The organism is Nonomuraea marmarensis (genome assembly GCF_043197025.1).
In the GTDB taxonomy this organism is placed as follows: Bacteria; Actinomycetota; Actinomycetes; order Streptosporangiales; family Streptosporangiaceae; genus Nonomuraea; species Nonomuraea marmarensis.
In genome coordinates this window covers 40025-66933 of record NZ_JBICRM010000001.1, presented here as the reverse complement: position 1 = coordinate 66933, position 26909 = coordinate 40025, and the positions used below count along the sequence as shown (strand labels likewise).

Annotated in this window: 24 protein-coding genes; 11 read left to right on the top strand and 13 right to left on the bottom strand. The window is 69.7% G+C overall.

The genetic code is table 11. From position 1 onward, the window contains the following. Positions 1-8: 8 nt before the first annotated feature. A complete protein-coding gene (locus ACFLIM_RS00360; RefSeq protein ID WP_393160579.1) occupies positions 9-1292 on the bottom strand; it encodes a helix-turn-helix domain-containing protein in 1284 nt (427 codons plus the stop codon). Positions 1293-1760: 468 nt separating this feature from the next. On the opposite strand from ACFLIM_RS00360, the gene ACFLIM_RS00355 reads away from it, so the two are divergent. Beyond that, the gene (locus ACFLIM_RS00355) at positions 1761-1922 is read left to right on the top strand and encodes a hypothetical protein (protein WP_393160577.1); all 162 of its coding nucleotides are present in this window, start codon (positions 1761-1763) and stop codon (positions 1920-1922) included. Positions 1923-2017: 95 nt separating this feature from the next. Here ACFLIM_RS00355 and ACFLIM_RS00350 read toward each other — a convergent pair whose 3' ends face one another. Beyond that, positions 2018-3511: a helix-turn-helix domain-containing protein gene (locus ACFLIM_RS00350; protein ID WP_393160575.1), complete on the bottom strand. Its 1494-nt coding sequence runs from the start codon at positions 3509-3511 to the stop codon at positions 2018-2020. Positions 3512-3606: 95 nt separating this feature from the next. Here ACFLIM_RS00350 and ACFLIM_RS00345 point away from each other — a divergent pair, with 95 nt between their 5' ends. Then, positions 3607-5805: a molybdopterin cofactor-binding domain-containing protein gene (locus ACFLIM_RS00345; protein WP_393160573.1), complete on the top strand. Its 2199-nt coding sequence runs from the start codon at positions 3607-3609 to the stop codon at positions 5803-5805. Continuing rightward, positions 5789-6022 carry an EF-hand domain-containing protein gene (locus ACFLIM_RS00340; RefSeq protein WP_393160571.1) on the top strand — a complete coding sequence of 78 codons (234 nt, stop codon included), beginning with the start codon at positions 5789-5791 and terminating at the stop codon, positions 6020-6022. The genes ACFLIM_RS00345 and ACFLIM_RS00340 overlap by 17 nt, the downstream gene beginning before the upstream one ends. 104 nt (positions 6023-6126) lie before the next feature. Here ACFLIM_RS00340 and ACFLIM_RS00335 read toward each other — a convergent pair whose 3' ends face one another. Together ACFLIM_RS00335 and ACFLIM_RS00330 are read right to left on the bottom strand one after the other, a co-directional pair. Continuing rightward, positions 6127-7044: an excalibur calcium-binding domain-containing protein gene (locus ACFLIM_RS00335; RefSeq protein WP_393160569.1), complete on the bottom strand. Its 918-nt coding sequence runs from the start codon at positions 7042-7044 to the stop codon at positions 6127-6129. Between the two features lie 138 nt (positions 7045-7182). Continuing rightward, positions 7183-8079: an RNA-guided endonuclease InsQ/TnpB family protein gene (locus ACFLIM_RS00330; RefSeq protein ID WP_393160567.1), complete on the bottom strand. Its 897-nt coding sequence runs from the start codon at positions 8077-8079 to the stop codon at positions 7183-7185. A 134-nt stretch (positions 8080-8213) separates the two neighbouring features. On the opposite strand from ACFLIM_RS00330, the gene ACFLIM_RS00325 reads away from it, so the two are divergent. Next, entirely contained in the window at positions 8214-9014 is an 801-nt protein-coding gene (locus tag ACFLIM_RS00325) for an HARBI1 family protein (protein ID WP_393161579.1), read from the top strand. Between the two features lie 5 nt (positions 9015-9019). On the opposite strand, the gene ACFLIM_RS00320 is transcribed toward ACFLIM_RS00325, so the two are convergent. Beyond that, the gene (locus tag ACFLIM_RS00320; protein WP_393160565.1) at positions 9020-9430 is read right to left on the bottom strand and encodes an RNA-guided endonuclease InsQ/TnpB family protein; all 411 of its coding nucleotides are present in this window, start codon (positions 9428-9430) and stop codon (positions 9020-9022) included. Between the two features lie 61 nt (positions 9431-9491). Between ACFLIM_RS00320 and tnpA the strand changes: the two genes are divergently transcribed. From tnpA to ACFLIM_RS00305, 3 genes are all read left to right on the top strand, one after another. Continuing rightward, positions 9492-9908: an IS200/IS605 family transposase gene (gene tnpA, locus ACFLIM_RS00315; protein ID WP_393160563.1), complete on the top strand. Its 417-nt coding sequence runs from the start codon at positions 9492-9494 to the stop codon at positions 9906-9908. A gap of 207 nt (positions 9909-10115) precedes the next feature. Further along, complete coding sequence (gene ald / locus ACFLIM_RS00310; protein WP_393160561.1) at positions 10116-11231, top strand: alanine dehydrogenase; 1116 nt, start codon at positions 10116-10118, stop codon at positions 11229-11231. Positions 11232-11304: 73 nt separating this feature from the next. After that, positions 11305-11805: an EF-hand domain-containing protein gene (locus ACFLIM_RS00305; protein ID WP_393160559.1), complete on the top strand. Its 501-nt coding sequence runs from the start codon at positions 11305-11307 to the stop codon at positions 11803-11805. A 53-nt stretch (positions 11806-11858) separates the two neighbouring features. On the opposite strand, the gene ACFLIM_RS00300 is transcribed toward ACFLIM_RS00305, so the two are convergent. Beyond that, positions 11859-12569 (bottom strand): DUF3105 domain-containing protein, encoded by a 711-nt coding sequence (locus ACFLIM_RS00300; protein WP_393160557.1) that lies wholly within the window; start codon positions 12567-12569, stop codon positions 11859-11861. Between the two features lie 133 nt (positions 12570-12702). On the opposite strand from ACFLIM_RS00300, the gene ACFLIM_RS00295 reads away from it, so the two are divergent. Both ACFLIM_RS00295 and ACFLIM_RS00290 read left to right on the top strand, forming a co-directional pair. Continuing rightward, on the top strand, positions 12703-13329 hold the full coding sequence (locus ACFLIM_RS00295) for a DUF305 domain-containing protein (RefSeq protein ID WP_393160555.1): 627 nt from the start codon (positions 12703-12705) through the stop codon (positions 13327-13329). After that, on the top strand, positions 13329-14750 hold the full coding sequence (locus ACFLIM_RS00290) for a phytoene desaturase family protein (RefSeq protein WP_393160553.1): 1422 nt from the start codon (positions 13329-13331) through the stop codon (positions 14748-14750). Before ACFLIM_RS00295 ends, ACFLIM_RS00290 begins: the two co-directional genes overlap by 1 nt. Here the strand turns inward: ACFLIM_RS00290 and ACFLIM_RS00285 are convergent. The 6 genes from ACFLIM_RS00285 to ACFLIM_RS00260 all read right to left on the bottom strand — a co-directional run bounded on the left by ACFLIM_RS00285 (position 14747) and on the right by ACFLIM_RS00260 (position 22507). Continuing rightward, positions 14747-15823, bottom strand: a complete 1077-nt coding sequence (locus ACFLIM_RS00285) for a threonine aldolase family protein (protein WP_393160551.1) — start codon at positions 15821-15823, stop codon at positions 14747-14749. The two genes, ACFLIM_RS00290 and ACFLIM_RS00285, sit on opposite strands and share 4 nt — an antisense overlap. After that, positions 15820-16449 carry an SDR family NAD(P)-dependent oxidoreductase gene (locus ACFLIM_RS00280; RefSeq protein WP_393160549.1) on the bottom strand — a complete coding sequence of 210 codons (630 nt, stop codon included), beginning with the start codon at positions 16447-16449 and terminating at the stop codon, positions 15820-15822. Before ACFLIM_RS00280 ends, ACFLIM_RS00285 begins: the two co-directional genes overlap by 4 nt. After that, entirely contained in the window at positions 16446-18587 is a 2142-nt protein-coding gene (locus tag ACFLIM_RS00275; protein WP_393160547.1) for a DUF6421 family protein, read from the bottom strand. The genes ACFLIM_RS00280 and ACFLIM_RS00275 overlap by 4 nt, the downstream gene beginning before the upstream one ends. A gap of 71 nt (positions 18588-18658) precedes the next feature. Continuing rightward, positions 18659-19315 carry a response regulator gene (locus ACFLIM_RS00270; protein WP_393160545.1) on the bottom strand — a complete coding sequence of 219 codons (657 nt, stop codon included), beginning with the start codon at positions 19313-19315 and terminating at the stop codon, positions 18659-18661. 70 nt (positions 19316-19385) lie between these two features. Continuing rightward, a complete protein-coding gene (locus tag ACFLIM_RS00265) occupies positions 19386-21044 on the bottom strand; it encodes a serine/threonine protein kinase (protein WP_393160543.1) in 1659 nt (552 codons plus the stop codon). Continuing rightward, entirely contained in the window at positions 21044-22507 is a 1464-nt protein-coding gene (locus tag ACFLIM_RS00260; protein WP_393160541.1) for a zinc ribbon domain-containing protein, read from the bottom strand. The genes ACFLIM_RS00265 and ACFLIM_RS00260 overlap by 1 nt, the downstream gene beginning before the upstream one ends. 105 nt (positions 22508-22612) lie before the next feature. On the opposite strand from ACFLIM_RS00260, the gene ACFLIM_RS00255 reads away from it, so the two are divergent. Together ACFLIM_RS00255 and ACFLIM_RS00250 are read left to right on the top strand one after the other, a co-directional pair. Further along, entirely contained in the window at positions 22613-24622 is a 2010-nt protein-coding gene (locus tag ACFLIM_RS00255) for a hydantoinase/oxoprolinase family protein (protein ID WP_393160540.1), read from the top strand. Then, positions 24607-26265, top strand: coding sequence for a hydantoinase B/oxoprolinase family protein (locus ACFLIM_RS00250; RefSeq protein WP_393160538.1), 1659 nt, complete (start codon positions 24607-24609; stop codon positions 26263-26265). The genes ACFLIM_RS00255 and ACFLIM_RS00250 overlap by 16 nt, the downstream gene beginning before the upstream one ends. A gap of 6 nt (positions 26266-26271) precedes the next feature. On the opposite strand, the gene ACFLIM_RS00245 is transcribed toward ACFLIM_RS00250, so the two are convergent. Further along, a complete protein-coding gene (locus ACFLIM_RS00245; RefSeq protein WP_393160536.1) occupies positions 26272-26850 on the bottom strand; it encodes a Uma2 family endonuclease in 579 nt (192 codons plus the stop codon). Positions 26851-26909: the final 59 nt, after the last annotated feature.

Here is a 26909-nt window from a genome sequence, read left to right as displayed (position 1 = left end):
GGACCTCGCTACAGCCCGGCGCAGGCCAGAGCTCGCTGATATGCCTCCACGGCGCCGTCGGGGTCGCCCAGCTGCTCCATGGTCTCGGCCGTGGCGTACCAGGTCGAGGCCGAGCGTCGGGAGTCTGGCAGCGGCGTCAGCCAGTCACGCACGGACGCCACGTGCGTGATTGCCTCGGTGGAGCGCCCGACGGAGCCGTTAACCCTCCCGAGCAGGAGATTCGCCTCGGCTCCCAGCGCGTGCCCGAACTCGGGGACCAGATTCCTGCCGATGATGGCGTGCTCGACGGCCTTGTCGAGGTCACCGGCCATGTATTCGGCGTAGGCCAGCTCCACGTGGACCTTCGCCCGGTCGATCGTGCTGGTCGAGGTCTGCTCGAATTCGGCGACCGTCGCGCGCAACATGTCGCGTACGGCCGGGGCCTCGGAGGGCCGGGCCTTGAGCCGCTTCTGCAGGAGCGCGAGGCGCATCCTGGCGACGCTGCGGGGGTGGCCGTTCTCCAGTTGCACCGCCATGGCCCGCTCGGCGAAGGACAACGCCTCCTCGTTGTGGCCGGTGATGTAGGCGACGTTGGAAGCCATCCAGTTGGCTGCCACGATCGAGCGCGGCGTGCCGAGCGCGTCGGCCGCGTTGAGGAGCTCGGCCGCGAACTGACGAGCGCGCAGCAGGTCGCCGCGGTGCATGTAGGCCGACAGCAGGGTGGCGGCCAACTCGACGAGCGGATCGGTCCAGGGCAGACGGGCGCTGCCGCCGAGCATCTGCTCTCCCACCTCGACGGCCTCGGTCAGCCGCTCGCTATCCCGGTAGGCCCGGCAGAGCACCATGGCCACCTCGACGCGGCGGTCCTGGGACAGCTCCTCGTCGCGGAGCTTGAGCAGGATGGAGATCGCCTTGTCGAGGTCGCCGCACGACTCGTTCGCCAGCGCGAGGCCGAATTCGGTGTCTTGACGAAGAGTGGTGAGTCCTGTCAGGTTGTTGTTCGCTAGCAGCTCGGCGAAGCGGGTGCGGGCCTCGTTGACCTCACCGTTCTCGAGCGCCAGCCGCGCGTAGCCGAGGGCCAGCTCGATGTCCTCCATCTGCTCGGCGGTGACACCGTTGATCAGATAGGACAGCGAGCAGTCCAGTTTCTGGGCCAACAGCTCCAGAACCGCAGGGGTGGGGGTACGCTTGCCACTCTCGATCAACGAGACATAGCTGTCCGACAATTCGGGATGCGCCAGCTGTGCCTGCGACAGCCCACGTTGTCGCCGAACCGTCTTAATACGGAGTCCGACCAGGTCAGATGTGGTCACAGCCGTCGCTCCCTGAGAAGATGAAGTCCGAGCAACCCCACATAGGCGAGGGAGAACCCCCATGCGTATGCGTATTGCCCTATCCGCACTGGTCGCCGCATTCGCGGTCGCGGCGACCGTTGGAGGTAATGTTACGGCCGCGAGTGCCGAAACGTCTTCCCCCATCACTAACCAGTCGGACACCATCGACTGCTGCTGAGACTAGCTGGGCAAGAGGGGGCACACACCCAGCCTTAGGGCACGACACCGCACCGTGCCCGGCCAGACGAGCCAACCCCTCAGCAGATGACGACACCGCCTCGTCGTGTTGCCCCCTCTTCCTACCTCGCCCCCACTTCCCATTCAGACGACAGTCTAGCGAGCGACTTCTATATTCGATCTACATCTCCCCGTTGCCGTTCACGTGAACGGGAGAGTGGCTATTCTGTCTTGCTGACAGGGGGTTGAGAGGCGGCACCGGAGGTCTGCGTGAGCGAGGGGATCTTCATCCGCCTGCTGGGCGCGGTGAGCGCGGTGCACGGCTCCCGGCCCATCGACCTCGGCCCCGCCCAGCAGCGGACCGTCCTGGCCATCCTCGCCTCCGCCGCCGCCCATCCCCTTCCGATGGACCAGCTCGTCGCCGGGATCTAGGGTCGCTGCCGGCGGCGGGCTCGGGCGCGCCCGCTGGGAACGACGGCTCGAGGAAGAGCAGGCCGCCGGGCGAGAGGCGCGGGGTGCGAGCAGGGCTACCGGGGTGTTCCCGTGTCCCTGAGCGCCAGGAAGAAGTCGACCCTGTCCGCCATCGTCGCCAGGTTCCTGCCGGTGAGCTCCTCGATCCTGCGGATGCGGTAGCGCACGGTGTTCACGTGCACGTGCAGCTGCTCGGCGCAGGCGTTCCACGAGCCCGCGCAGTCGAGGAAGATCCCGAGCGTACGCACCAGCTCGGACTGGTGCCTGCGGTCGTAGTCGAGCAGCGGCGACAACAACCGGGCCGCGAACGAGCGGCGCACGTCTCCCGGCACCGTGGCCAGCAGCAACGCATGCGTGTAGATCTCGTCACTGGTCACGACACCGCCGGCGCGGGCCTCCGCCAGGCGCCTGGCGTGCCCGGCCTCCTCCACGCCTCCCTTGACGGCCGCGGCCCCGGTCAGCGCGCCGCTGAGCCCGACGCAGACGCGGGTGTCGGGCAGGGCGGCGAGCACCTCGGCCCCGGCCCGCAGCCGCTCTGCCAGCTCGGCCGTGGTGCGCTCGCGCAGCGGCACCACGGCGACCGCGCCGTCCGCGCCCGCCGCCGCGACCACCTCGCGGCCGAGCAGCTCCTCCACGATCTGCCCGCCGAGCGTGGCGGGGTCGGGCCCGCGGGTGGCGCCCGGTCTGGGGGCGGTGGCGTTCACGATCGCGTACGGCTCCGCCGCGTCGATCCCGCACGTCCGCAGCCTGGCGTTGAGCTCGGCCACGTCCGCTTCGGCCAGCGCGGCCACGATGAGCTGCTCGGTCAGCCGGCGCTCGACCCTGCGCCCCTCCTCCATGCGGCTGCGTTCGAGGCCCACGCAGGCGGCCAGCTCGTAGCCGATGTCGGCCCGGCTGATCATGTCGCCGTCGCAGGCCAGCGCCCAGCCGCCGGCCCGGTGCCCGCGGCCGACCGCGAAGATCGTGTGGTCGCCGACGTGCGCGGGCAGCCGCGGCGCCGTCAGGTACGCCCGCGCCAGGCGTACCGGATCCTGGGCCGCGCCGACGATCACTTCTCCCGAGGCGGACAGGACGGCGCCGGTGACGCCCAGTTCGGCGGCGGTGAGCTGGAACAGCTCGCGCAGGTCGGCGCCCTCGGCGATGGCCGCGACGAGCCTGCGGTGGCGGCCGAGCGCGTCGCGCACGTCGCCGGAAAGTCGGGGCACGACCAGCTCGGTCAGCGTGCGGAAGGACACCTCGGTGGGCACCTCGACCAGCGGCAGGTCGGCGGCCTGGCACGCGGCCACCAGGTCGGCGGGGACGTGGCCGAGCCAGGCCGCGCCGGCCCCGAGCGCGGCGACCCCCGCCTCGGCCAGCGCGGCCACGAACCTGGCCGAGTCCTCCGGCGCGTGCCGCCACAACAGCCCGGTCAGCACCAGCTCGCCCCCGGACAGGTAGCGGCCCGGCTCCGGCAGATCGGTGATGTGCACGGTGCTGAACTCGCGGGCGGGGTCGCCCACGAGCAGGGTCAGGTCGAGTTCGTCGATGGCCAGCAGGTCAGAGATGCGCACTTGGAGGAATATACAAGCCCGCGCGAGGAACCGCTGACCTGGATTTGACGTCACGCGCATAGGACGGGCCACGCGGCGGGTGCTCTACTCGGAAGATGACGGAGACGGCGTACACGACCCTTCATGGCGTCGGCGAGAGTGCGCGGCGACCCGACGCGGCGCTGAAGGTGACCGGCGAGTTCTCCTATGCCTCTGACCTGTGGCTGGACGGCATGGTGTGGGGCGTGACGCTGCGCAGCCCGCACCCGTCGGCGTGGATCCGCTCGATCGACGTGGGTCCGGCGCTGAAGATCGCGGGCGTGCTGACCGTGCTGACGCACGAGGACGTGCCGGGCGCGAAGTTCTACGGGCTGGAGCACAAGGACCAGCCGGTGCTGGCCATCGACCAGGTTCGCTACCAGGGCGAGCCGGTGGCGCTGGTGGCCGCGGACCACCCGGAGACGGCCCGCAGGGCGGCCGCGGCCATCGTGGTCGAGTACGAGCTCCGCGAAGCCATCACCGACCCCCGCAAATCCCAGAATTTCGTGAGACATCAGCCGGTGCGGCGCGGTGACACGTTCGAGGCCGAGGTCGTCGTCACCGGCGAGTACGAGGTCGGCATGCAGGACCAAGCCTTCCTCGGCCCGGAGTCGGGCCTGGCGGTCCCGGCCGAGGACGGCGGCGTGGACCTCTACATCGCCACCCAATGGCTGCACGTGGACCGCGACCAGCTCGCCCCCTGCCTCGGCCTGCCCCAGGACAAGGTACGCCTGACGCTGTCGGGCGTCGGCGGCGCGTTCGGTGCCCGCGAGGACCTGTCGATGCAGGCGCACGCCTGCATGCTGGCCCTGCGCCTGAACCGCCCGGTCAAGATCGTCTACGGTCGCGAGGAGTCGTTCTTCGGCCACGTGCACCGCCACCCGGCCTGGATGCGCTACGAGCACGGCGCCACCCGCGATGGCCGGCTCGTCTACGTCAAGGCCGACATCCTGCTGGACGGGGGCGCGTACTGCTCCTCGTCGCCCGCCGTGGTGGGCAACGCCGCGTCGCTGGGCGCGGGCCCGTACGAGGTGCCGAACGTGCGGGTGGACGCCACCGGCGTCTACACCAACAATCCGCCGTGCGGCGCGATGCGCGGCTTCGGCGCGGTGCAGGCCTGTTACGCCTACGAGTCGCAGATGGACCGCCTGGCCGAGGCGTGCGGCCTGTCCCCCGTCGAGATCCGCGTGCGCAACGCCGTCTCGCAGGGCTCCCGCCTGATCACGGGCCAGCTGATCGACTCTCCGGCCCCGCTCGCGGACATGCTGCGCGATCTGGAGGCCATGCCGCTGCCCTCCGGATCATCCGAGGACCTGCGGTCCATGCCGGGCGGCGTCTCCCAGACCACGCACGGCGAGTCCGTGCGCCGTGGCGTCGGCTACGGCGTCGGGATCAAGAACATCTGCTTCTCCGAGGGCTTCGACGACTTCTCCACGGCCAGGGTGCGGGCCGAGCTGGTCGGCGGGGAGCCGCACGTCACGGTGCACACGGCGGCGGCCGAGGTGGGCCAGGGCCTGGTGACGCTCCAGGCCCAGATCGCCCGCACCGAGCTGGGCATCGCCGACGTCCGCGTGGCCGCCGCCGACACCACGGTGGGCTCGGCGGGCTCGTCATCTGCCTCCCGGCAGTCGTACGTCACCGGTGGAGCGGTGAAGGCCGCCTGCGAGGCCGTACGGGAGCGGTTCAACGGGCTGCCCGCCAGGGAGGCACTGGAGAAGTTCGGGCCGATCGAGGAGACGCGCGAATACCGGCACCGCCCCACGTACCCGATGGACCCGCTCACCGGCCAGGGCGACTCGCACACCCAGCTCGCGTTGTGCGTGCACCGGGCCGTCGTGGACGTGGACGTGGAGCTGGGCCTGGTCAAGGTGGTCGAGCTGGCGGCGGTGCAGGACGTGGGCCGGATCCTGAACCCGCAGGCGCTGGAGGGCCAGATCCACGGCGGTTCGGCGCAGGGGCTCGGGCTGGCGCTCATGGAGGAGATCCAGATCCGCGACGGCCTGCTGCTGAACCCGTCCTTCACGGACTACTTGATCCCCACCATCCTCGACATGCCGCCCATGACGATGAAAATCCTGGAAAATCCAGACCCGGCGGCTCCGTACGGGCTGCGCGGCGCGGGCGAGCCCCCGACCCTCTCCTCCACCCCGGCCATCGCGGCCGCGGTACGCGCGGCTACCGGGCTCCGGTTGACGCGCGTTCCGATTAGGCCGGAAGATATCGCGTTGTTCGATAAGGGGATCGACAAGGGGGTATCTGATGGCAAGCTCGCGTGAAGCGGCCGAGGCGGAGTTCAGGCGCTTCGACACCGATGGCGACGGGTTGCTGACCGCCGGCGAGATCCGGCAGGCCAACGAGGCGCTGGGCGCGCACGGCGCGTCCGAGAGCGAGATCGAGGCGTTCATCAAGTCCGCCGACAACGACGGCGACGGGACGATCGGGCTCGAGGAGTTCGTCGGCCTGGTGGGCCACGGGCGGCACGAGAAGGCGTGAGCCGGTCCCCCGCCCGGTAGGCCACCCGGCATTCCTCCACTCGCAAGGGGAATGGCGGTGCTCGACAGTCGGCTGACCGGGCGGAGGACCACCGAGCTCTTCGGCTAGCGCACGTCGGCGCTGTTGCAGGCCACGCCGTTGTTGTCGACGTCGGTGTACCAGGAATATTCCTCGTGGGTGCCCTTGTAGTAGGGGCCGTCGCCGGCGGCCACGGCTTCCTTGCAGCTCGCGTAGCGCTTGTCGAGGGCCCGCCCCGTCCCGCCCGGCCGCGTCGCGCCGGTGCCCGTCGCGCCGGAAGTGGCAGGACCGGTGCCGGTCGTGCCGGAGGTGGCCGGAGGGGTGCCGGTCGTGCCGGTCGAGGCGGGGGTGGTCGGCGAGGTGGAGCCCGGCGCCGGGGACGGCCCGGTGTTGCTCGGGCCCGGGCTCGGTGTCGTGCCGATCAGGCGGGTGACCAGCGCGTCGGCCTCCTCCTTGGTGTAGCCCGCGATGCTCATGCTGTCGCCGTCCAGGCTCTGGGTGACGACGGGCGCGGCCAGCACGGTCTTGGGCACGCCCGGGTCCTCGGGCGCCAGCACGATCGCCACCTGCCGCTGGTCGGGCACCAGCTCGTCGAGGAGCTGCACCAGCCGATCCTTGAACGCCGGCGCGATCGCGATGCGCACGGAGTATTGGCCGTCCTTCTCACGCACCGGCTCGATCTGCTGCACGGCGCCGACCGTGACGCCGTCCTCCAGCAGGTAGCAGGTGCGCTGCTCCTCGTCGAGCACGGCCGGGTCACCCGGGCAGGGCGCGGCCTTGGTCTCCCTGACGGGGGCGAAGTGGATGGGCACGGCGAGCCGCAGCGGGGGCGTGCCGCCTAACAGCGGCGTGTCGGGGCTCCTGGTCATCAAAACCGCCACCGTGCCGAGCACTCCGGCGACCAGCACGACGAGGACCAGCGAGACGATCAACACGATGGTGGTGAGTCTGCTGGCCTTAGGCTCCCCCGGATCCGCGGGTGGCGGCTCTTCCGGCTTGTCCATCGATGACGACCCCATCCTGACGTTCGGGCTGCCGGTGAGCCTATCGAGGACCGGCGGGAGCAGGGTAATCAGTTGACTTCCCCCCGCCATAAATGACGGGGATTCTCCCGCCTCGCGGCGGGGTGTTTACTGCTGCTTCTACGCCGCTTGCGTGGCGCAGGTTTCGGGCGGTGCCAGGGTCGGGATTGCCTCGCCTGGTCTTACCTGCCCTTCACAGTCGTTTCGGGTGTCCGCCAGCCCGGCGGCCACGTCGTTCGGGGGCCTCAGGCGGATGCCTTCGGCGAGGATGTTGAGTGCGGCGGCGATGTCGCAGTCGTGGTGTTCGCCGCAGCAGGGGCAGTCCCATGCGCGGACGTCCAGGGCGAGTTTCCCGATCTCCCAGCCGCAGCAGAGGCAGAGCTGGGAGGAGGGATACCAGCGGTCGATGGTGATGAACGCGCGGCCGTATCGGGCTGCTTTGCCTTCCAGGAGCCGCAGGAACGCGCCCCAGGAGGCGTCGTTGACGGACTTGGCGAGCATGCCCCGTGCCAGGCCCCGCACGGCCAGCCCTTCGACCGTTACCGCTTGGTTCTCGCGGATGATCGTGGTGCTGGTCTGGTGGAGGAAGTCTCGGCGGGCGTCGGCGACTTTGGCGTGCTGACGGGCGACTTTGATCCGGGCCTTGGTGCGGTTGGCGCTCCCCTTCTTCTTGCGTGACAGGGCACGCTGGAGTTTCTTGAGCTTGCGTTCCCGGCGGCGCAGCCACTTCGGGTTCGCGATCTTCTCGCCATCAGAAGTGACCGCGTAGTGCGTCAGACCGAGATCGATCCCGGTCTCGGTGTCAAGGTGCGGGAGCTTGTGGGCGTCGTCGTCGAGTTCGATGACGAAGGAGGCGAAGTATCTGCCCGCGGCGTCCTTGATGACCGTCACGCTGAACGGTGGAGCGGGTAGCTCGCGCGACCACCGGACCTCGATCTCGCCGATCTTCGCAAGATACAGGGTGCCGCCGGCGCGGAGCTTGAAGGCATTGAACCTTTCCCGGTGATCGTTGATCACGCTGGGTAGCTCCCGGACGGCTCTTGCCTCCTGGCCACAGACATGGGTGAAGCCCCTGCTAGAACTGGTCTTTGCGAAGAGATCAAGTTCACAGCGAGAGGCTTCACTTGCCGTCCAGTATCACCTACACCGCCGTGCTCGACGTCCGCCGGGAGACCGTGCTGCACCTGTCGCACCTGCTGCGCCAGCGCCGCCACAGGGTCGGCACGCGCAAGAACCGGCGAGCATTGGGGTGCTTCAAACAGGCCGTCATGGTGCTCCGCTGGTTTCTGGACGGCACCCGCGTCAAGCAGCTGACCAGGGATAACAACATTGGTAGATCGACGGCCTATCGGCTGCTGCACGAGGGCATCGACGTCCTGGCCGCGCAGGCACCGGATCTGAAGACCGCGCTGGAGCGCGCCGCCGAGGCCGGGCTGACGCATCTCAATCTGGACGGCACACTGATCCACACCGACCGAATCTCCACCCCCGGACCCAACGGCGCCGACCTGTACTGGTCGGGCAAGCACAAACACCATGGCGGCAACCTCCAGGTCATCTCCGCTCCGGACGGCTGGCCGATCTGGGTGTCGGCGGTCCGGCCGGGGCGTGAGCACGACCTGACCTGCGCCCGTACCCATGGCCTGGTGGAAGCCCTGTCGCTCGCCGCCACCGAGACCGATCTGATCACGCTCACCGACCTGGGATACGAGGGTGCCCGGGAGATGTTCAGGATGCCGTTCAAGAAGCCCAAGGACGGCCTGCTCACCGAGCCGCAGCGCTCGTTCAACCAGCTCCTGCGCGGCATCCATGGAATCGGCGAACGGGCGAACACCCTGCTCAAGACCACGTTCAAGGCCCTGCGCCGAGTCAGCCTCGACCCGAGCCGGATCATCCAGATCGCCGCCGCGGCCCTCGTCCTGCTTCAGCTGGAGCACGGACGGACCGTGTAAGGCAATCACGAACCGCCATGACCGGTTACAGGGAAAGGTTCAGTGGTGGTGAACCGGGCCGACTGGCGGTGATCACGGCGAGACTTGAACACGGGCAGACCCATCTTCGGGCCTTTGCGCTTCCCCGACACCGAGTCGAAGAAGTTCTTGTACGCCACATCCAGGTCCCGCAGCGACTGCTGCAACGGCACCGGGGACACCTCCCCCAGCCATTCCCGCTCAGGGGTCCGCTTCGCGGCGGTGATGCAGATCTGCTGCAACTGCGTGCCGCTGATCCGCGTCCGGCCGGCCTTCCACGCGGCCTTGCGCCGGGCGAGCGCGTCGTTCCACACCGCGCGGACACACCCGAACATCCGGGCCAGCGACTCCCGCTGAGGGGCGTCCGGATACAGCCGGTAGTTGTAGCGCAGCTTCACCGAACACCACCCCCTCGCGACACTTACGTCCCACAGACTCGAACATATTATCATCTGGTCTATGACACCGTCAGGCGAATACCGGCACGGCAGGCATGTGGTTTCCGCGATGCACGTCCACCTGGTCTTCGTGACCAAATACCGCAGGAACGTGTTCAACGACGAGATGCTGCGCCGCTGCGAAGAAATCATGATCGAGGTCTGCGACAGCTTCGAGGCCGAACTGCGCGAGTTCAACGGCGAGGACGACTACGTCCACCTGCTCGTCCACTACCCGCCAAAGGTCGCGATCTCCAAACTCGTCAACTCCCTGAAGGGCGTCTCCTCGCTCTACCTGCGCAAGGAATTCACCGGCCGCGTCAACCATGCCATCATGCACGGCCACTTCTGGTCACCCAGCTACCTCGCCGCCTCCTGCGGCGGAGCACCACCGACCATCATCAACGCCTACATCGAACAACAGCGCCGGCCAACCTGACCGTCCCCGCGCTACGCGCTCCGGGCTGCCCCGCCTTCCGGCGGGCCCTGTACGCGCACGGCATCCCCCTGACGGTGACCGCATTCATCCCTGGCCTGAGCTGAGGGCCGAGGCTTTCTGCGGGCCTTCGGTAAATAATCCTCACCGATCGGCGAGGCGAGGGGAAGAATGGAGGCAGTAGCGCGAGATATCGGGAAGAGTTGTCCCATGAAGGTCGGTGTTCCCCTAGAGGTCAAGAACAGCGAATATCGAGTGGCGCTGACCCCCGCGGGGGTGCACGAGCTGGTGCGCCACGGCCATCAGGTCTTCGTCGAGCGGGAGGCGGGGGCCGGCTCCTCGATCCCCGACGCCGACTTCGTCTCGGCGGGCGCCGTCATGATCCCGGAGGCGGACGAGCTCTGGGCCACCGCCGACCTGGTCATGAAGGTCAAGGAGCCGATGCCGGAGGAATATCACCGGCTGCGCAAGGGGCAGGTGCTGTTCACGTACCTGCATCTGGCGGCCTCGCGGGAGTGCACGCGGGCGCTGCTCGACGCGGGCACCACCGCGATCGCCTACGAGACCGTGCAGACCCCGGACGGCGCGTTGCCGCTGCTCGCCCCCATGTCCGAGGTGGCGGGCCGGCTGGCGCCGCAGGTGGGCGCGTACCACCTGATGCGCTCGGCGGGCGGCAGGGGCGTGCTGATGGGCGGTGTGCCCGGCGTGCGCGCGGCGCACGTCGTCGTGATCGGCGCGGGCGTGTCCGGGATGAGCGCCGCCGCCATCGCCCTCGGCATGCAGGCCGAGGTCGTGCTGCTCGACAAGAACATCGACAAGCTGCGCCAGGCTGACGTGATCTACCGGGGCCACTGCCAGACCGTCGCCTCCAACACCCTGGAGATCGAGCGCGCGGTGCTGGAGGCGGACCTGGTCATCGGCGCGGTCCTGGTGCCCGGCGCCAGGGCTCCCGAGCTGGTGAGCAACGAACTGGTGAGCCGGATGAAGCCGCGGTCGGTGCTGGTGGACATCTCGATCGACCAGGGTGGCTGCTTCGAGGACTCCCGGCCGACCACGCATGAGCAACCGACGTACCGGGTGCACGACTCGATCTTCTACTGCGTGGCCAACATGCCGGGCGCGGTGCCGCACACCTCGACATTCGCCCTGACGAACGTCACGCTCCCGTACGCGCTGGCCATCGCCGACCAGGGCTGGCAGCGCGCCCTGCGCGAGGACCGGGCGCTGGCGCTCGGCCTGAGCACCCACGAGAGCCGCCTGACCAGCCGCCCGGTGGCCGAGGCGCACGGGCTGGAGGCCACGCCCCTGGGGGCCGTGATCGGCTGACCCGTTCTGTCCATCCTCGCCAGAAAGAGTTACGCTAAGTAGCGATCAATTACTTAGAGTGACAGATGGAGCGATGATGTCCCGGAAAGACTTCCGCGAGAGCGCGGAGCGGAACTTCAACGACCTGGACGCCGACGGCGACGGCTTCCTGACCAGGTACGACTACATGGCCCTGGCCCAGCGGCGGCTGGAGCAGACCGGCGTGCCCGCCGACACACCCGAGGGCGAGGCGGTCGTGGACGCGTTCCTCAACGCCTGGGACACCCACGCCCGCGCCCTGGACACCGACCGGGACGGGCAGATCAGCAAGGAGGAGTACGTCCAGTCCTTCGAGACGCTGGTGCGCACCGGCGCCCTCGAAGCGGTGCTGGCGCCGATCTCCCAGGCCACCTTCGCCGTGGCCGACCGCGACAACGACGGCTGGATCAGCATCGAGGAGTTCCGCTCCGTGTGGAACCGCCCGGGCACCGACCTCGCCGCGGCCTTCTCCAGGGTGGACGCCGACGGCGACGGGCGCATCTCCTTCGAGGAGTACGCCCGCGCCCGCCAGGGCCTGCTCATCGGCGACCACTGACCGGGCGCGGCTCAGGGCCCGCGGCCGCGGGGGGCGGGCCCTGAGCCCTTGGACTACTGCTGGGACTGGCTCGGCGACGGGGCGAGGGTCTCCGTCGGCGCCTGCTGCTGGCCCGTGGGCGCGGGCGGCAGCGGAGCCTGGTCGGCCGTGGTGGTGATGGCGTCGGGACCGCCGCAGGGGGCGCCGGGCTCGGGCGTGTCCGCGCCGTTCTGGTATTTCTTGATGAACGCCCCGAGCTTCGGGTCCTCAGGGCTCTGCAGCTTGAGCTGGTGCCCCCACGACGACGCGACCACCGGCGAGGGCAGGTTGGGGAACGGGCTGACCAGCATGTAGTCCTGCTGGCCCGTCGACGACGCCACTTCCTTCAGCTTGTCGATCTGCGCCTTGGGCAGGTCGGGCCGGTAGGTGATCCAGACGGCGCCGTGCTCCATCGAGTGCACGGCGTGCTCGGAGTGGATCGGCTTGTCGTAGATCGCGCACTGCTGCCAGTAGTTGTTGTGCTCGCCGCCCACCGGCGGCGTCTCCTTGTACTTGACCGAGGCCGCCACATGCTGCCCGGCGTCGTACTTGACGCTGGTCACCGCATCCAGCGAGGTCTCGCGAGCCTGGTTGACCAGGTAGAAGCCGACCACGCCGACGAGCACCACGATGATGAGCCCGCCCGTGCCCCACATCAGCACCGCGGCGCGGCGTTGTTTGCTCTGCTGGGCGGCCCGCATCTGCTGCAGATGCTCGCGCCGCGCCTGCGCCTTCTCCTTCGTCATCGTTCCTCCATCGGCGTACCAACTCCGGGTCACCCTATGCCCTCCTGGCGTATGCGGAGAATAAGAGCCTTATAAGCGTGCGATCACGACCTCTCCCCCAGGTGGGTACGCTGGACGGGCCATGGAAAAGCCCGTGAGAAAACCAGTCCTGATCATCTGCGGCGTGCTGGTGCTCGCCGTGGCCGCGTTCCTGTTGTTCGGCCGTGACGGCACGCCGGGTGACGCGTCGCCGGAGGCCGGGTTCGCCCGCGACATGGCCACGCATCACGCGCAGGCGGTCGACATGGCGTTCACCGTCAGGGACAAGGGTCCCGCCAAGGAGATCAGAAACCTGGCCTTCGACATCATCAGCACCCAGTCCAACCAGCGCGGCATGTTCCAGGGCTGGTTGCAGCAGTGGGGGCTCGACCAGGCGACCGACCAGCGGCCGATGGCCTGGATGAGCGGCCACGGGCACGGCGGCGCGGCGGCCGCTCCTGGGATCGCGCCCGGCGCGATGCCCGGCATGGCCACGCCGCAGGAGCTGACCAAGCTCAAGGAGGCCCAGGGCACGCAGGCCGAGGTGTTGTTCCTGCAGCTGATGATCCGCCATCACGAGGGCGGCGTGCAGATGGCCCAGGGCCTGCTCAAGCTGTCCACGCGGCCCGAGGTGGTGAGCATGGCGCAGAAGATCGTCCAGGGACAGAGCGGGGAGATCAAGCTCATGACGGAGCTGCTGCGGCAGCGTGGCGCGCAGCCCTATCCGTCCATCGTGAAGTGATGCGCCCCGACGCCGTCGTCGTGGGGTCGGGGCCCAACGGGCTCGTCGCCGCCGTCATGCTGGCCCGCGCCGGGCGCAGGGTGCTGCTGCTGGAGGCGGCCGAGCGGTTCGGCGGCGGGCTGCGGTCCGGCGAGCTGACGCTGCCGGGGCGAGTGCACGACCTGGGCGCGACCGTGATGGCGATGGCGCTGGCGTCTCCCGCGTTCCGCTCGTTGGAGCTCAAGGGGGTCGAGTTCGCCCATCCTGCGGTGGTCGCGGCCCATCCGCTCGACGATCGCCCGGCCGTGCTCGTGCACCGCGACCCGCGCCGCACCGCCGAGGGGCTCGGGCGTGACGCGGGCGCATGGCTGGCGACCGTCGGAGCGACGGCCCGGGCCGGGTTCCCGCTGGTGGAGCTGCTGCTCAAGCCGCTGGGACCGTGGGGGACAGGGCCTTCGCGGCCAGGGTGGGTGGGGCCGCGGGTGCTCGCGCAGGCGGTCAGGTTCGGGCTGGCGGGGGTGTTGCCCGCCACGACGTTCGCCAGGCGGGCGTTCAGGACCGTGGAGGGGCGGGCGCTGATCGCGGGCATGGCCGCGCACTCGATGCTCGACCTGCGCTCGCCCATCAGCGCCGGCTACGGCCTGCTGCTGGCGTCCCTGGCCCACCTGGTGGGCTGGCCGCTGGTACGGGGCGGGTCGCAGGTGCTGGCAGACGCCCTCGTGGCCGAGCTCAGGTCGCTGGGCGGCGAGGCGGTCACCGGTCACCGCGTACGGCGGCTGGCGGAGCTGGACGCGCCGACCGTGGTGCTCGACGTGTCGCCCAGGCAGCTCCTCACGATGGCCGAGTGGCCCGCGGGCTATCGCAGGCGGCTCCAGCGCTTCCGCTATGGGCCCGGGGTGTTCAAGGTGGACTGGGCGCTGGACGGGCCGGTGCCGTGGCGGGATCCGGCGGTTGCCGGCGCGGGCACGGTGCACCTGGGCGGGACGCTGGAGGAGATCGCGCTCAGCGAGGCGGAGATGGCCGCCGGACGGCACTCGCCGCGCCCGTACGTGCTGCTCGTCCAGCCGTACGCGGCCGATCCGACCAGGGGCGGGCACACGCTGTGGGCCTACTGCCACGTCCCCAACGGCTCGCCGGTGGACATGACGGACGCCATCGAGACCCAGATCGAGCGGTACGCCCCCGGGTTCCGCGACCGCGTGCTGGCCAGGCACACGATGGGCCCGGCCGACCTGGAGGCGCTCAACCCCAACCTGGTCGGAGGGGACATCGGCGGCGGGCTGGCCGGCCTGGTCCAGTTCGTCAGGCGGCCCGTGTGGTCACCGGCGCCGTGGCGCACGCCGTTGCCCGGCGTGTTCCTCTGCTCGGCCTCGACGCCGCCGGGCGCCTCCGTGCACGGCATGGGCGGCTGGCAGGCCGCCCGCCTCGCCCTGCGCGACTAGGAGCCCGCCTCCCCGGACGGCCCCGCGGCGTTCAACTCCTCGGCGAGTGCGGCCGCGAAGGCGTCCACGTCGGTCTCCGTGGTGTCGAACGCGCACATCCACCGCACTTCGCCGGTGGCCTCGTTCCACGTGTAGAACCGGAACCGCTTGCGCAGCCGCTCGGCCACGTCCCCGGGCAGCACCGCGAACACGGCGTTGGCCTCGACGGGCCGGGACACCTCGACGCCCGGGAGGCCCCGGACGGCCTCGGCCAGCCGCCGCCCCATGGCGTTGGCCTGCCGTGCGTTCCGCGACCACAGATCCCCCGACAGCAGCGCCTCGAACTGCGCCGACACGAACCGCATCTTCGACGACAGTTGCATGAACGTCTTGCGGAGGTAGTCGATCCCGCTGGCGGCCTCGGGGTTGAGCACGACGATCGCCTCGCCGTACAGGAGCCCGATCTTCGTGCCGCCGAAGGAGAGCACGTCGACGCCCGCGTCGGTGGTCAGCGCCCGCATCGGGACGTCCAGGGCGGCGGCGGCGTTCGTCAGGCGGGAGCCGTCGAGGTGCACGAGCAGGCCCAGGTCGTGGGCGTGTGAGCAGATCGCGGCGACCTCGGCGGGCGTGTAGAGGGTGCCCAGCTCGGTGGTGTTGGAGATCGACACCACACGCGGCTGGGCCCGGTGCACGTCGCCGAACCCCCACGCCTGCCGGTCGATCAGCTCGGGCGTCAGCTTGCCGTCGGGCGTGGGCACGGTCAGCAGCTTGATGCCGCCCGCCACCTCGGGCGCGCCGCCCTCGTCGGTGTTGATGTGGGCGCTCTCCGCGCAGATGACCGCCTCCCAGTGGGCGGTCATGGCGCGCAGCGAGACGACGTTGGCGGCCGTGCCGTTGAACACCGGCCACGCCTGCGCCCGCTCGCCGAAGTGCCGCTTGAAGACGTCCTGGAGCGCCTCGGTGTAGACGTCGTCGCCGTAGGAGATCTGGTGGCCGCCGTTGGCCGTGGCGATGGCCTGGAGGATCTCGGGGTGGACGCCCGCGTAGTTGTCGCTGGCGAACGCCTTGAGCTGGGGGTCGTGCCGGGGAATCAAGAAGTCAGGTCCAATCGGGTGCCGTTGATTTCGGTGGCGGGGCGGTCGTAGAGGCCGCCGATCGCCGTCGCCAGGTCGTTGACGTCGGTGAAGCCGGGGAACCCGCCCTCCGGCCGCTCGGCCCGCATGGCGTCGTTCACCAGGGCCTTGACCACCAGGATGGTCGCCGCGCTGGGAGTGTCCTTGAGCGCGTCGGCCAGGGAGAGCGTCCACGCCTCCGCCGCGGCCTTGGCCGCCGCGTAGACGGCGCCGCCCGCGGTGGGGTGCCCGGCCGCCTTGGCGGAGACGATCACGAAGCGCCCGTTGTCACTGCGGCGCAGCAGCGGCTCGAAGGCCAGCGACACGTGCTGGAGCGTGCGGATCAGCAGGTCGTGCAGCAGGTCCCAGTCGTCGAGGCTGGTCTCGGCGAACGTGCCGGACCCGCGCCACCCGCCGACCAGATGCACCACGCCGTCGAGGCGCCCGTGCTCGCGATCGATCCGGTCCGCCAGGTCTTGTACGGCCGCACGATCGAGCAGGTCGACGTCGTCCTTGTCGACACCGATCACGGTGTCACCATTCTTCCGGAAATATTCGGAAACAGCAGCACCTGTGGGCCCTGCTGCCCCGGTAACCAGAATGATCATGCTCGGAGTCCCTTAGTCGATTCGACCACATCGGCCAGCTTACGGCGCAGCGCCTCGTAGAACATGCTCAGCGGGAACTCGTCCGCCAGCACCGCGTCCACCTTGGCCTTCTGCTCCTCCGGCAGCGCCTGGACCCCCTTCGCCCAGGTCGAGCCGGGATGCGGCTGCACATAGGAGCTCACCAGCTCGTACGCCGCCAGCCAGTGCGCCAGCTTGGACCGGTCGATGCTGTCCCGATACAGCTTCTCGACCTCGCCCCGCAGATCGGCGACCCCGTCGGCCACCCGCTCCCAGTCGATCGTCAGCCGGTTGTCCGTCCACCGCACGACGTCGTTGCGATGCAGGTACGCGAACAACAACTGCCCCCCGAGCCCGTCATAGTTCCGCACCCGCTCCCCGGTGACCGGGAACCTGAATAGCCGGTCGAACAGGATCGCGAGCTGGACGTACCGGGCGTGCGGCACCCCCTGCCCCGCCAGCTTCACCGCCTCCCCGAACGCGGTCAGGTCGCAGCGCAGCTCCTCCAGCGAGTACAGCCAGTACGGCATCCGCTGCTTGATCATGAACGGGTCGAACGGCAGGTCGCCATGGCTGTGGGTGCGGTCGTGGACCAGATCCCACAACACGAACGTGTCCTGCGCCAGCCGCTGCGACGCCAGCAGTCGTTCGGCGTCGGGCGGCAGGTCCAGCTTGAGCGTGTCGGCCGCGGCCCTGGACACCCGCCTGAACCTGGCGGCCTCCCGGTCGGCGAAGATCCCGCCCCAGGTGAACCGCCCCGGCGCCGTGCGCACCGCGACCGTCTCGGGGAACAGCACGGCCGAGTGCGTGTCGTAGCCGGAGGTGAAGTCCTCGAACGCGATCGGCACGAACATCGGGTTGTCGTAGCCGCCCGCCTCCAGCCGGGCCAGCCAGCCGGGCCAGATCGTACGGACCCAGACGGCTTCGAGGTTGCGGCCGGGGTTCCCGTTCTGCGTGTACATGGGGAAGACGACGACGTGTTCCAGGCCGTCTTCGCGCTGGGTGTCGGGGTGGAACAGGTTGAGCGAGTCGAGGAAGTCGGGCACCCCGAGATCCTGGTCGGCCCACTTGGCGAGATCGTGCTGAACGGCCTGGAGGTAGGCAGCGTCATGCCGGAAATATCCCGAAATTTCGCCCACCCGCTCGGCGATCACGCCCACCAGGGCCTTCGCCCGCTCCTTCTCCTCCGGCACCGACCCGTCCTTGGCCTGGAGCGGCCTGAGCTCCTCGACGGCCGATTTGAGCGGGGCGAACAGGGCTACCTTGTCCTGGTGCCGGGCCTCGTCCCGGGCCTCGGAGCCGCCGTCCGGGACGCGGGCGGCCCAGGTGATGACGTTCGTCCAGAGCGTGCGGTGGTCGTAGTCCTCGATGGAGTCGTCACCGAACAGATCGGAGTCGGCGAACACGACCACGCGGCCCCGGCCGTGCCTGACGGCGACGGCCAGCGGCGCACCCGCCGGGTCAGCGGCCGGCGAGGTCGCGAACAACACGCTCGCGCCCTCGCCGGACGTCCCTGTGGAGCCGAGCGTCCCACCGGAGGCCGGCGCGACGTCGGGGGCGGGCGTGGCGCGGCCGGTCAGGCTCAGGACGCCGGAGCGGTAGAAGCAGGCCGTGCGCACCCCGGCGAGCAGCCCGTCCGTGGTGGCGCGCTCGGCCAGCACCCAGGTGGCTACGTCCCGGTGCGCGTGCTTCGGGTCGCGCACGGTCGTGTGCCGCACGCCGACCCCGAAGCGGGCGAGCAGCTCGTCCAGGTTGTTGCCGTACTTGTCCTGCTCCTCCTCGGCCAGCACCACCAGCCCGCCGCCACCGGCCACGAAGCCCTGGACGGCGTCCAGCTCGGCTCCCGAGAAGACGGGACTGCCCTGCCCGGTCGTCCGCTCCCACCGCTCCCCCGACGGATGCGCGATCACCAGCACGTCCTGTCCCGACAGGACCTCAGGATCCAGCGCCCCGGACGTGTGGGCCGTGACCGTGTGTCCCAGGTGCCGCAGCAGCCCGGCCGCGCGGGCGTAGCTGTTGTCGTCGGGATGCGCGGGATTGATGGCCTCGGCCACCTCGCGCCGCACGGTCCACGCCTCGTTGTGAGCCTCGTCGAACAACACCCGGGGGAACGAATGCATGAAATATCTCCTGTATCTACCACCTTCTTACGGAAAATATACACACGAATCGCGGGTGCCCCAGCAATCCCTCAGGCGGCGCCCGGCCGTACGACGCCGGACTCGTACGCGAAGACCACGGCCTGCGCCCGGTCGCGCAGGGACAGCTTCATCAGCACCCGAGCCACGTGCGTCTTGACCGTGGCCTCCCCGACGTACAGATCGCGGGCGATCTCCGCGTTCGTGAGCCCGCGCGCCAGCAGCCGCAGCACCTCCAGCTCGCGCGGTGTCAGCTCGGCCAGCCTGGGCGAGGGCGTCGGCTCCGCCCGGCCGGCGAACGTGGCGATCACCCGCCTCGTCACGGCCGGGTCGAGCAGCCCGTCACCGGAGTGCACCACCCTGATCGCCTCCAGGAGCTGCTCCGGCGGCGACACCTTCAGCAGGAACCCGCTGGTGCCGGCGCGCAGCGCGGCGTAGAGGTTCTCGTCGGTGTCGAACGTGGTCAGCGTGATGACCTTGGGCGGCGACGGCGTGTCGAGCAACTCCTTGGCCGCCGACAGGCCGTCGAGCCTGGGCATCGAGATGTCCATGAGGACGATGTCCGGCCGGGTGCGCCTGGCCACCGCGATGGCCTCGCGCCCGTCGGCCGCCTCGCCGACGACTTCCATGCCGGGGTCGCTGTCGACGACCATGCGCAGCCCGGCCCTGACCATCGCCTGGTCGTCGGCGATGACTATGCGAATGCCCACAAGCCGGAGGGTAGACGCCGGGTGCCCGCCTTGAACACCCGGGCGCAGCCGTACGCAAGTGAGTTACAAGTCATGACACCTGGACGCTCTGCCTGATGCGGGTCTGGGTGGCGTCGTCGCAGGTGGCCTTGGCGCAGAAGTACATCACGAGCATGGTCTTCGGCCGGCGGTCGATGACGTAGCTCACGAAGCCCAGCCTGGTGCCGGTGGCCGGGTCGTGCAGCGCCCCGTCGAAGCGGGTGGCGGGGCTGGTGCCGGCCTGGTCCTGTACGGGTTTCTCGACGTCGACCTGGCCCGGCAGCAGGGCTTCCATCTTGGCCTTCATCTGCTCGGAGTTGCCGCTGGCGTCGAGGGTGTCGGAGACCTGGACGTACACGCCGGAGGCGCTGTCGGGATCGTCGGCGACGATCGAGGAGACCGCCGACCAGTCCGCGCCCGGCCCGGCCACGAACAGGGACTCGAACTCGGTGGCGTGCGGGGAGACCACCGCGAACAGGTCCTGGTGGGTGCGTACGGTCCAGTCGCCCGGATATTCGAACGTGAGCGGCGCGGCGGAGCTGGTCTGGTAGCGGGACCAGGTCTCGCTGCGGTGGTTCATGATGATCATCGCGACCAGCGCGAGCGCCGCGACGGCGGCGACCAGCGTGGCCGCGACAATCGGGATACGGCCGGGACGCCTGCTGGGCGTGGAGGGCTGCGTGAGCGGGCCGGGCCCGCTGAGCTGAGCGCTCGCCGAAGCCTGCGCGAACGGGGAGGCGAGCTGCGGACCCGAGTGCGGCCCGGAGGTGGGGCCCGGGTGGGGCACGGGATGCGGCCCTGAATGCGGGCCGGCGCTGGGGCGGGGCACGAAGGGCGGGCTCGTGTGGGGGCCGCTGGCCGGGTCGGGCTGGTTGCCGCCGATCGCGTCACGCAGCGCGGTCACGAACTCCGTGCAGCTCGCGTAGCGCTGCTCGGGCGCCTTGGCCAGGGCGCGCATCATCACGGCGTCGATCTGCGGCGGCAGCTCGGGCCTGAGCTGCGACAGCGGCGTGGGCGTCTCGGCCAGGTGGGCCCAGAGCAGTGCGATGTCGTTCTCACGCTGGAACGGCAGCCGCGCCGACAACGCCTCGTAGATGACGCAGGCCAGCGCGTACTGGTCGCAGCGGCCGTCGATGTGCTCCTTGTTGATCTGCTCGGGCGACATGTAGCGGGGCGTGCCGATGAACTGGTCGGTCTGGGTCAGCCCGGAGATCGACGAGCGGTGCTTGGTGATGCCGAAGTCGGTGAGGTAGACGTGGTTGTCGGCCAGCAGGATGTTGGCCGGTTTGACGTCCCGGTGGATCAGGTCGTGCGCATGGGCGGCGTCGAGCGCGGCGGCCACCTGGGCGAAGATCTGGTTCCCCTGGCCGATCGGCAGCGGCCCCCTGTCGTAGATGAGACGGCGCAGGTCGAGGCCGTCGACGTAGCGCATGGCGATGTAGAGAACGCCGTCGGCGTCGGCGTTCGCCTCGTAGATCGGGATGATGTTGGGGTGCTCGATACTGGCGACCGTCCTGGACTCCAGGATGAACCGCTGCCTGAACCGGTCGTCGACGCTGAGCACCGGGTTGAGGATCTTCAGCGCGACCCGGCGGCTCAACCTCGGGTCGAGCGCCAGATAGACGACGGCCATGCCGCCCTTGCCGACGATGTCCTCGATGTAGTACCCGGCCACCTCCTGGCCGATGAGCGATCTTTCGTTCAATGGCATCACATCTCGATGGGGTGGCCGCAGTAGCCGCAGAAGCGATGCGCCGGCCCGAGTCTCATGCCGCACGAGGTGCAGTATTTGATCGCCGGATCCGGCGCGGTCATCACCTGCTGCTGTTGCGGGACCACTTGGAACGACTGCGACCGCCGTACGACCACGGTCTGGTTGGCACCGTCGTCGAGCGGTGGACCGGCCGCCACTGGTTGTGGCAGTCCTGTCGGTCTCTCAGGAGTGCGGCGGCGCCACAACAAATACGCCCCACCCCCGGCCGCTATGAAAAGTATCCCGGCCGCCACGATGAACGGCCACAGCGGCGTGGACCTGGCGGGCGGGCTCGCCGCCTGCTTCGTGCCCTGGTCCTCCGGGCCGCCCCGCTTGGCCAGCGAGGTCTTCAGCAGCGCCGCGGCCACCACGTTGCCGGGATAGAGCTCCAGCACGCGCTGGAAGCCGGGCGCGGCCTCGGTGTAGTACTTGGTGTGGTAGCGGGTCAGCGCCGCCTCGAACGCCGTGTCGATCGCGCCCCTGCGCGGCGCCACCTTGGCCGCCGCCAGGATGCCGGTGACCTCCCTGATGCCGATCATCTTGCCTTCGTTGCCGCCGCCCACGAGCAGGCCGATGACGTGGCCGTCCTTGTCGCCGATCACCGGCGCGCCGACCAGGCCCTTGTCGGCGAGGCCGCCCAGCTTGACCGGCTCGTCCACCTTCTTCTCCGGGTCCGCGAACGGCCTGCCGCCGTCTCCGGCCGCGCCGCCCTTGGCCAGGTGGGCGATCTCGACCGTGTGCGCGACGTTCGGGCCCGGCCTGCCGAGGAAGCCGGCCACGTTGGTGGGCGAGCCCTCCTGCTCGGGCACCTTGTCGGCGAGCGGCGCGGTGGGCATGCCGACGCCTCCGGCCGCCGGGGTCAGCGGGACCAGCACGGCCGGGCTGTCGGGCGTCTTGCCCGCCTTGATGCACTTGACCTGGTAGCCGTCAGGGCTGGCCGGCGACACGTTGGGGAAGGCCGTGATCTCGGTGGTCACGTCGATGATGCAGGTGGCGGTGTCGGTCTTGGGCGGGTAGCACAGCTGCAGGTGGTGGTCGAGCACGTCGTCCGAGACCTTGTGCTTCTTGTAGTCGACGGGGATCTTCACCTTGTGGTGCTCGGCGAAGATCTTGTTGGCCGCGTAGATCGCGACGTCGTTGTCGTTCACCGCCAGGCGCCGGAGCGCGACGATCGTGCCGTCGGGGTTGACGACGGTCCCGGTGCCCACGGCGAACGGGATGTCGTAGGACCGCTCCACATGTTTGATCTCACCGACATGGTCGAGCAGGGTGATCTCCACGTGGGACACGGCTTCCAACCGCACCACGGCCGGGCTCACCAGGTCGGTGATCCCGCTCGGGTGCTCATGCGCCGTGGCCGGCATCGCGATCAGCACGAGTGCGGCCGCGACGCCACCGGCAAGAGCTGTGAGGCGCGCCATCTCTCCGCTCCAAACGCAGGAATGAATCCAGGGTCCCAATCACATGCGGTAAGTCAATAGACCGCCACATAGACAAGCGCTTGCTCGGGGACATAACGTACCTGAATGGGGTACACGATCGGCGTCGATGTCGGCGGCACCTTCACCGATGTGGTCCTTAGAGGCACGTCCGGCGCGATTTCCGTGGCCAAGTGTTTGAGCACCCACTACGACCCCATCGCGGGCATCGTCACCGGCGTTACGCGCGCGCTCGGCGACCTCGACCCGGCCCAGGTCACGCGGGTGGTGCACGCCACGACGCTGGCCACCAACGCGGTGCTCGAACGCAAGGGGGTCAGGGTCGCCTATGTCACGACACAGGGCTTTCGCGCGGCCATCCCGCTCGGCCGCTACGCCCGGGTCGAGGAGGACCGGTACGACCTGCGCTTCTCGCCGCCCGCCCCGCCGGTGGCGCCGGGTGACTGCTTCGAGGTGGTGGAACGTGTCTCGGCGGGCGGCGCCGTACTGACGCCGCTGGATCTGGCTTCGGTACGGCACGCGGCGCGGGAGATCGCCCGGCGCGGCATCGAGTCGGCGGCCGTCTGCCTCCTGCATTCCTACGCCAACCCCGCACACGAGCAGCAGGTGGCGGCGATCCTGCGTGAATCGATCCCCAACGTGGTGACGTCCGCGGAGGTGTGGCCGGAGATCCGGGAATACGAACGCGCCACGACCACCATCATGTCCGCTTATATCGGTCCATTAATGGGATCTTACCTTTCGCGGCTACGAGATCGGCTGGCGGAGATCGGGATCGCCGCGCCCATCCACGTGATGGAGTCCAGCGGCGGCGTGATCTCCGCCGAACTGGCCGCTAGGCGGGCGGTGGCCACGATCGAGTCGGGTCCCGCGGCGGGGGTGCTGGCGGCGGCGGGGACCGGGTTCGCGAACGTGATCTCGTTCGACATGGGCGGCACCACCGCCAAGACGTGCGTGGTGCGCGGAGGCCGGCCGGAGATCACACACGAGTTCCACGTCGGGGGCAAGGGCAGCTTCGGCGGGCGCCGGGCGGGCACCGGGGTGCCCATCAAGACGCCCGCCATCGACCTGGCGGAGGTGGGGGCGGGCGGCGGCAGCGTCGCCTGGCTCGACCCGGCCGGCGCGCTGCGCGTCGGCCCTCATTCGGCGGGCTCTTCGCCCGGTCCCGCCTGTTACGGCCTGGGCGGCTCGGAGCCGACGGTCACGGACGCCAACCTGGTGCTCGGCTACCTCTGCTCGGCCTCGTTCCCGCTGTCGCCCGCCCTGGCGGACAAGGCCCTCGACCGGCTGGCGGGGCCGCTGGGGGTGTCGCGGGAGGAGGCCGCGTACGCCGTGCACGAGATCGTGAGCGCCTCGATGGCGTCGGCGGTGCACGTGGTGACGGTGCAACGCGGGATCGACCCGCGCGGCTTCGCCCTGGTGGCCTTCGGCGGGGCGGGGCCGATGCACGCGGCCAGGGTGGCGGAACGGTTCGGGATCGCGACGGTGGTGGTTCCGCCGCACTGCGGGGTGGCGTCGGCGGCGGGCCTGCTGTCGGGCGCCCTCTCGACGGACCGCGTCCTGTCCCGCCCGAACGCCCCCGACCCGGAGGCGATCTTCACCACGCTGGCCTCGGAAGCGGCCACGGACCTCGGGGTCTCGCTCTCGGACCCCGGCGTGCGGGTGCTGCGCTCGGTGGACATCCGCTTCAAGGGCCAGTCCCACGACCTGACCGTCGACTGGACGCCCTCCCGCGAGACCCTGGAATCCCGCTTCTTCGAGCGGTACGCCGAGGTCTACGGCATCACGCAGCAAGGCGAGATCGAGCTGGTCAGCTACCGCGTCCGCGTCACGACCCCCGCCGACCCACCGCCCCCGCCCAGCGCCGGTACGGCTCAGCGTGGTACCGCCGGCGCGAGAAGGGCTTACTTCCCGGAGGCGGGCGGCTACACGGAGGTCCCGGTCCACACCAGGGACACCATGGGGACCGGGCTCCACGGCCCGGCCATCGTCGAAGACGCCGAGTCCACGATCGTCGTCCCACCCGGCTGGACCGCCACCCTGACCGGGACCCGCGCCGTGCACCTGGTCAGGAGCGGACGATGGCCGACGCCCTGACCGCCGAGGTGCTCAGGAACGCGCTGGTGGTGGCGGCGGAGGAGGCCAGCATCGTGGTGGTGCGCTCGGCGTACTCGACGTTCATCGTCGAGGGCTCCGACGCCTCGGCCGCCGTCCTCGACGCCCGGGGCCGCCTGATCGCCCACTCCACGGCCACCACGCTCATGAACAGCATGGCGCTCAAAGCGGCCCTCCCCGAGCTCGTCAAGGACCTCCCCCTGGACACGATGAGCCCAGGCGACGTGTACGCGCTCAACGACGCCTACCGAGGCGGCGTGCACACCAACGACCTGCTCGTCTACCGCCCGGTCTTCGTCAGGGGCCACCCGGCGTACTTCACCGCCACCATGATCCACGTCTCCGACCTGGGCGGCCTGTCCGCCGGCGGCATGGCGCCCCTGGCCACGGACATCTTCCTGGAGGGCCTCCAGCTCCCCCCGGTACGCCTGGCGACGGACCGGGGAATCGACCCGGCCATGGAAGCCATCCTGAAGGCCAACAGCCGTACCCCGGGCAAGGTCATGGGCGACGTACGGGCCCTCGTGGCCGGCACGGCGGTGGCCGCCACCCGCCTGGAGGCCCTGATCGGCGAGTACGGCGAGCAGGGCCTGGCGGCGGGCATCGACGACTACCTGGACTACACGGAGACCCGAACCCGCACGGCTCTGGCCGAGTTGCCGAAGGGCCGGTTCGAGGCGGCGTACCCCATCGACGACGACGGCATAAACCCCGAAAAATACCACCACATCCGCGTGGCCGTCACCCTCGGGGACCAGGCGGTCCTGGACTTCGAGGGCACGGACCCGCAGGTCCCCGCGGCCATCAACGCCTCGGCCGCGCAGTCCCTGGCCGCGGCCGTCTTCGCGGTCCGCTGCTTCCTGGACCCCACGATCCCCATGAACGACGGCTGCCTGCGCGCCATCGAGGTACGCCTCCCGGAGGGCTCCCTGCTCAACGCCCGATCGCCTTACCCCTGCGGCGGCCGGTACGTCCCGATCTACGCCGCCATGGAGGCCGTCTTCCAGGCCATGTCCGACGCGGTGCCCGAACGGGCGATCGCCGCCAGCGGGATCCTGCAGCCGTTCTCGATCGCCGCGGTCGGGGCGCCGTACTGGATCCACCTTTCCTACGATTTCGGCGGCGTAGGCGCCCGCCGGGGCCTGGACGGCCCGGACGCGACGGGCGTGCACTTCGGCATCGGCCGCAACTCGGTCCCGCAGGCGGAGCCGGTGGAGAGTCGTTGCCCGCTGATCGTCGAGTCCATCGAGACGGTCCCGGACTCGGGCGGGCCCGGCCGGTATCGGGGCGGGCTGGGCTCGCGAACGGTGTACCGCTTCCTGGCGGACTGCCACGTCACCACCCGGGGCGACCGCCTCCGCCTCCCACCCCCGGGCCGCGACGGCGGGCTACCTGGACGGCTGGGCGGCTTCTACAAGCGCCACCTGGACGGCACGGTGGAACGCCTGGCGTCGAAGGTGAACAACGTGCGGTTCGCCGCGGGCGAGGCGTTCATCGTGGAGACGACGGGAGGGGGCGGCCTCGGCCCGCCGGGCGAACGGGATCAGGAGGCGATCCTGGCCGACCTCGAGGCGGGGCGCGTCACGCCACGAGGAGCGGCCGAGGATTACGGGTTCGAGATGTGACTTCTTTCAGTCGAGATCGACCAGCTCGGCAGGGTCGAAGCTGACGGAGAAGGGCACCGACAGGGAGACCGTGGTCCCGGCCTTGTGGGCTGTCGGCGCCTTGTAGGCGTCACCGTCCAGCTCGTAGACGTAGAGGGTCGGTCCTTCGTCCAGCTCGACTCGCCAGTAGGTAGCGATGCCTGCCGCAGCATAAGCCTCGGTCTTGAGGCCTCTGTCACGTGCCTTGGTGCTCGGGCTGACGACTTCGACAGCCAGCAACACATGACTAGGCGAGAACATCAGCTTCACGGATTTGGCTGAAGCCTTGGATACGACGACGAGGTCAGGGATGTAGAAGTCCTTGTCAGTCGCGCGCACGTTGACGGTTGAGAACTCCATCAAATGCTGCGGCACCGACTGATGGAGGATCATCTGCAAGCGAAAGATCGCGTTCTGGTGCAGAGGTGTGGGGGCAGGACTCACTACTAGGCTCCCGTTGAAGAGCTCGTAACGGTACCCGTCGTCTGGGATTTCGAGCAGGTCATCGACAGTAAACGGCTCACCGAAGTGAGCACCGCGCTTTGTGGTCGGTTCGATCGTCGCCATTGCGGTCACCCACCCAGTATCGGGAATCAAGCCCTCGCCCACATGCTACTTGCCCAAAT

Excerpts from the sequence above, each read along its gene's own strand:
- ACFLIM_RS00345 (WP_393160573.1), top strand. The coding sequence starts at position 3,607 with ATGACGGAGACGGCGTACACGACCCTTCATGGCGTCGGCGAGAGTGCG.
- ACFLIM_RS00340 (WP_393160571.1), top strand. The coding sequence starts at position 5,789 with ATGGCAAGCTCGCGTGAAGCGGCCGAGGCGGAGTTCAGGCGCTTCGAC.
- ACFLIM_RS00335 (WP_393160569.1), bottom strand. The coding sequence starts at position 7,044 with ATGGACAAGCCGGAAGAGCCGCCACCCGCGGATCCGGGGGAGCCTAAG.
- tnpA (WP_393160563.1), top strand. The coding sequence starts at position 9,492 with ATGACACCGTCAGGCGAATACCGGCACGGCAGGCATGTGGTTTCCGCG.
- ald (WP_393160561.1), top strand. The coding sequence starts at position 10,116 with ATGAAGGTCGGTGTTCCCCTAGAGGTCAAGAACAGCGAATATCGAGTG.
- ACFLIM_RS00305 (WP_393160559.1), top strand. The coding sequence starts at position 11,305 with ATGATGTCCCGGAAAGACTTCCGCGAGAGCGCGGAGCGGAACTTCAAC.
- ACFLIM_RS00300 (WP_393160557.1), bottom strand. The coding sequence starts at position 12,569 with ATGACGAAGGAGAAGGCGCAGGCGCGGCGCGAGCATCTGCAGCAGATG.
- ACFLIM_RS00290 (WP_393160553.1), top strand. The coding sequence starts at position 13,329 with ATGCGCCCCGACGCCGTCGTCGTGGGGTCGGGGCCCAACGGGCTCGTC.
- ACFLIM_RS00280 (WP_393160549.1), bottom strand. The coding sequence starts at position 16,449 with ATGATCATTCTGGTTACCGGGGCAGCAGGGCCCACAGGTGCTGCTGTT.
- ACFLIM_RS00275 (WP_393160547.1), bottom strand. The coding sequence starts at position 18,587 with ATGCATTCGTTCCCCCGGGTGTTGTTCGACGAGGCTCACAACGAGGCG.
- ACFLIM_RS00265 (WP_393160543.1), bottom strand. The coding sequence starts at position 21,044 with ATGCCATTGAACGAAAGATCGCTCATCGGCCAGGAGGTGGCCGGGTAC.
- ACFLIM_RS00260 (WP_393160541.1), bottom strand. The coding sequence starts at position 22,507 with ATGGCGCGCCTCACAGCTCTTGCCGGTGGCGTCGCGGCCGCACTCGTG.
- ACFLIM_RS00255 (WP_393160540.1), top strand. The coding sequence starts at position 22,613 with ATGGGGTACACGATCGGCGTCGATGTCGGCGGCACCTTCACCGATGTG.
- ACFLIM_RS00250 (WP_393160538.1), top strand. The coding sequence starts at position 24,607 with ATGGCCGACGCCCTGACCGCCGAGGTGCTCAGGAACGCGCTGGTGGTG.
- ACFLIM_RS00245 (WP_393160536.1), bottom strand. The coding sequence starts at position 26,850 with ATGGCGACGATCGAACCGACCACAAAGCGCGGTGCTCACTTCGGTGAG.